This is a genomic window from Synechococcus sp. R8-2, assembly GCF_047461715.1.
GTDB lineage: Bacteria > Cyanobacteriota > Cyanobacteriia > Thermostichales > Thermostichaceae > Thermostichus.
In genome coordinates, this window is record NZ_JANSHQ010000291.1 from 1 (window position 1) to 4,037 (window position 4,037).

Annotated in this window: 4 protein-coding genes; 1 reads left to right on the forward strand and 3 read right to left on the reverse strand. The window is 57.6% G+C overall.

Features of this window, described 5'->3' with window-relative positions; all coding sequences use genetic code 11:
* Positions 1–452: HEAT repeat domain-containing protein (locus NW819_RS07605; protein ID WP_414413389.1), on the reverse strand; the 452-nt coding region annotated here is incomplete at its 3' end.
* A gap of 23 nt (positions 453–475) precedes the next feature.
* On the reverse strand, positions 476–850 hold the full coding sequence (locus NW819_RS07610) for a DUF1257 domain-containing protein (RefSeq protein WP_011432773.1): 375 nt from the start codon (positions 848–850) through the stop codon (positions 476–478).
* Between the two features lie 934 nt (positions 851–1,784).
* Here NW819_RS07610 and NW819_RS07615 point away from each other — a divergent pair.
* Positions 1,785–2,744, forward strand: a complete 960-nt coding sequence (locus NW819_RS07615; protein ID WP_414413390.1) for a sigma-70 family RNA polymerase sigma factor — start codon at positions 1,785–1,787, stop codon at positions 2,742–2,744.
* Positions 2,745–2,753: 9 nt separating this feature from the next.
* On the opposite strand, the gene gcvT is transcribed toward NW819_RS07615, so the two are convergent.
* Positions 2,754–3,878: a glycine cleavage system aminomethyltransferase GcvT gene (gcvT, locus tag NW819_RS07620; protein ID WP_414413391.1), complete on the reverse strand. Its 1,125-nt coding sequence runs from the start codon at positions 3,876–3,878 to the stop codon at positions 2,754–2,756.
* Between the last annotated feature and the right edge of the window lie 159 nt (positions 3,879–4,037).

The following is a 4,037-nucleotide window of genomic DNA, read 5'->3' on the forward strand; positions in this document are numbered from 1 at the left end:
CCCCCCAGCCGTGCTTCTTGAAGGTCGGCTCCCTCCAGGTCGGCGTAGGCAAAGTTCCGCTCCCCACGCCGATAGGCCACGATCACCCCTTGCGCTCCCCCCACCGGGCGAAAGGGGCTGTAGGTGCAACAGGCCTGTTCTGCCTCCGGCTGGCCTAGCTGAGACAACAGCCGCCAAGCTTCCAGCCGCACCGCCCAAGAGCTGTTGCCAGCGAGGGCTGCAATGAGTTCGGCCAGGCCCGCCGACCCGTACTGCAGCAACTGGGATAGCGTGGCTAAGCGCACGGCTTCATCGCTATGGGCGAGTCGTCGCCGCGCCCCCTCGAGACCTCCCAGCACTAAGGCATGGGCCGGGGCGCTCCCGGTTGCCGTTTGCCCCCCCAACACCAGATCCCAAGGTTGGGGCCGGGATCCCTGGCCAGTTCTGACAGCCGGCTGAGGCTTACCTACCATGGGCAGATCCCGATGAACCTGGCTTATAGCCAACGCCCCACCACCACGCGGATGGTGCCATCCTCCAGCACTTCTTCGGCCTCGATGGTATAGCCCTGCTCACGGGCTGAGCGCAGCAAACTTTTGTGGGCGTAGCGCTGCAAAATCGGCTCCAGGAAGGTCTTGGGATCGATGCCCGCCCCCCACAGATCGGCCACCAGCTCGTAGTGATCCCCGTTGCGACGAAACCCGATGTCGAAGCCATTCTTTTGCCGGATCACCAGATCGGCGCGGGTGCGGTTCCAGAGATAGCCCCGCAGGCTGGCATTCCGCTGCACAGCGTAGCCCAATTCCTTCAGAGTCTCTTCCAGGAGATCGGCGTCTTTGATTTGCACTTGCAGGGTGGTGAAGTGAGACATGGCCCTTCCAATCCTTTGACCGATGGAGACCGGATCCTCACTATAAAGCGCCCTTGGGGTGGTGGAAGAAATGTAAACCATCCTGCGGTGGGTCGAGCGAGCGGAACGCAGCTCCCCCTTTCTCCCGCAGGAGTGCAACACACCTGGGCCTGGAGGGTCGCTGGGCTGGCCTGACCTGCCTTCTTATGTAGGCGCGCGCTGGGGCATTCGCGATAGCGGTACGGAGCACCAAGGCTGAGGCATCCGCGCCTGGCGTGTTCGGTAACACAGAAATCTTGGATCTACATCTAGCGTCTAAAGTCAAGAATTGACGATAGTCTCCACTATGTTTGGAGGCAGCAGCAAAAATCTGTCCCACAGGGATCTGTTCTCGTCTGTCTCCGGCTGGAACTGCCGGCGATGAGGTACCAAACCAGCCCCAAGCCGTTCCAAAAACCCGCCGATGACCCTTGCTGTGCCTTGCCAAGTAAGCTTTTCCGATGGCTCTGCGAACAAAAATACTCATCTCTAGTCCCACAAATTGGATGAAAAAATTGCTTTTTTGTCTCTTGAAGATCTCTTGAAGATCTGATTTGGTACCAAAAACTGGTCAAGCAAGTGGAATAATTTTTTCAATCTATCTAGAACTTAAGATTGAGTTTATAAAATAGTTAATCTCTTCCCTCCTACTTAAGGTAGAGTTACTACTCAATAAAAAAGGACTTAAAGCACTGCCGGTAGTGTCTAGTGAAGCAGCCTCAATAAATTTAGTGAGTCAAACACCGAGTTCTGGATTAGATTTTTCGAAGTCAAAGCCTTTACGAAAAGGCTTTTGTGCTGGTATGAATAAGGTGCTGTTTGCAGAAAGGTCAGCTTCGTGTGTAGGAAGAGGGCCCGATGCAGCAGGAGAAGTAGAGATTCTGACAGGACATGAATTTATGGTGTGGGGTTTGATATGTCAGAAAGTCTTGACTTGCAAGATGCGGTGGGGCGTTTCTTAAAGACGATTGGCCGCTACTCGTTGCTCACCGCTGAAGAAGAGCTCCGCCTGGCTCACCAGGTGCAGCGGATGGTGACGCTCTTGGAGCAACGGCAGCCCTATGAGTCTGTGGAAGGTTGGAGCCGGCGGCTGGGGATCCCCTTGGCAGAGCTGCAGCAGATCCTGCGGCAGGGGGAAGCAGCCAAGAAACGAATGGTGGAGTGTAACCTTCGCTTGGTGGTGTCGATTGCTAAGCGCTATCGCAATCGCGGCTTGCCGTTTCTGGATTTGATTCAGGAAGGCACGATCGGCCTCACCCGCGCCGTGGAAAAGTTCGATCCCACCCGTGGCTACAAGTTCTCCACCTATGCCACTTGGTGGATCCGGCAAAGCGTGAACCGGGGCATCCAAAACAAGGGGCGGATGATCCGTCTGCCGGCCCACATGTACGAAAAAGTCTCCCAGGTGAAGCGGCGCTACCGCGAGTTATCTGCCGAAAGGGGATCCCGTCCCCAAGCGGAAGAAGTTTTTGATTCTCTGGATATTGGCGATAACTACCGGGAGCTGATCACCCGCCACATGGCAGAGATGCGTTCCTTGAATGTGGGGGTAGGGGATGAAGACGGCACCGAGCTGCAGCACTTCATCCCAGATGAAGACAACGACCCTGTTGAACACCTAACCCAGCTTGCCCGTCGAGAGGAAGTCCGCGCGCTGGTGGGCCAACTGAGTGAACGAGAACGACAGGTGATCGTGGCTCGCTATGGGCTGGATGGATCGAGGGGCCTAACGCTGCGGGAAATTGGGGAGCACATCGGCCTTTCGCGAGAGCGAGTCCGACAAATTGAGCGGCGGGCCTTGCGGAAATTGCGGCGGCTGCAACAGGAATACTCCACGCCCAAAGCTGCCAAACCCTGGGTTAACGGGAACCTGTAACCGTTTGCGTCAGCGGTGCGCAGCACTGTAGAAAGGTTTTTTCACCACTTCGGCAGGCTGGCGCTGCCCCCGAATTTCAATTTCCAGCCGGGATCCCACCTTGGCCCAAGCCGGAGCGACATAGCCCAAGCCGATGCCGTAGCCCAAACTGGGAGAATGGGTGCCGCTGGTTACCCGTCCGATCGGCTCAGGGGAGTTGGGAGCGTAGATGGCATAGCCGCTGCGGGGGATGGCCGGATGCAGCATGCGAAACCCCACCAGGTGGCGAGGGATCCCTTGCTGCCGTTGGCTTTCGATGGCGGGCTTGCCGATGTAGTCCCCTGGGTTGTTCACCAACCAGCCCAAGCCGGCTTCTAAGGGAGTGGTGCTCTCGTCCATGTCCTGCCCGTAAAGATGGAAGGCAGCCTCCAGGCGCAGGGTATCGCGGCAGCCCAGCCCACAGGGTTGTACGCCGGCCTGAATCAGTTGCTCCCAAAGGCGGATGCCGTCTTCGGGGCTGAGCATGACTTCAAAGCCATCTTCTCCGGTGTAGCCGGTGCGGGCCACGAAGATAGACTCTCCCAAGGCTCCCGCCGCTCCGGCAAACTGACCGTGCTGAAACCGGCGCAAAGCCTTCAGGGATCCCTCCAAAAAGGGCTGGAGAACCTGTTCGGCTGCCGGCCCCTGCACCGCCAACAAGACCCGAGTGTCGGAGTGATCCTGAAGGTTGACTCCGGGGATCCCTTGGAAGTGGTGGTTGAGCCAATCCCAATCCTTCTGCCGGGTAGCTGCATTGACGATCACGCTCCAGTGCTCCAGCTCACCCTCCGGTGGATGCCGGTAGAAGATGACATCATCCAAAATGCCCCCCAGTGGATTGAGCAGGACGGTGTAGCGACCGGATCCCACAGGAACGGCGCTCAGATCGCTGGGAACCAGACGGCTGAGGTGGGATCCCAGCTCCGGCCCCCAGAGGGTGAACTTGCCCATGTGGGAAATGTCGAATGTCCCCACCCTCTCCCGCACTGCCCGATGTTCTGCTATCACTCCCCGATACTGCAGCGGCATTTCCCAGCCGGCAAAAGAGACAAATCGCGCCCCCAAAGCTTGATGAAGGGAGAACAAGGGGGTGCGCTGCAGAGGCGTTTGGCTCATCAAGGGATCCTCAGCGGTCTAAAGACTAAAAGGTCAAAGACTAAAATAAGTGCAGCATCGCCCATTTCTCGGAGCTTGTGCCATGCGCCTTCTCCACACCATGATCCGCGTCGGCAACCTGGAGCGCTCCCTGCGGTTTTACCGAAAAAACGCCGTAAA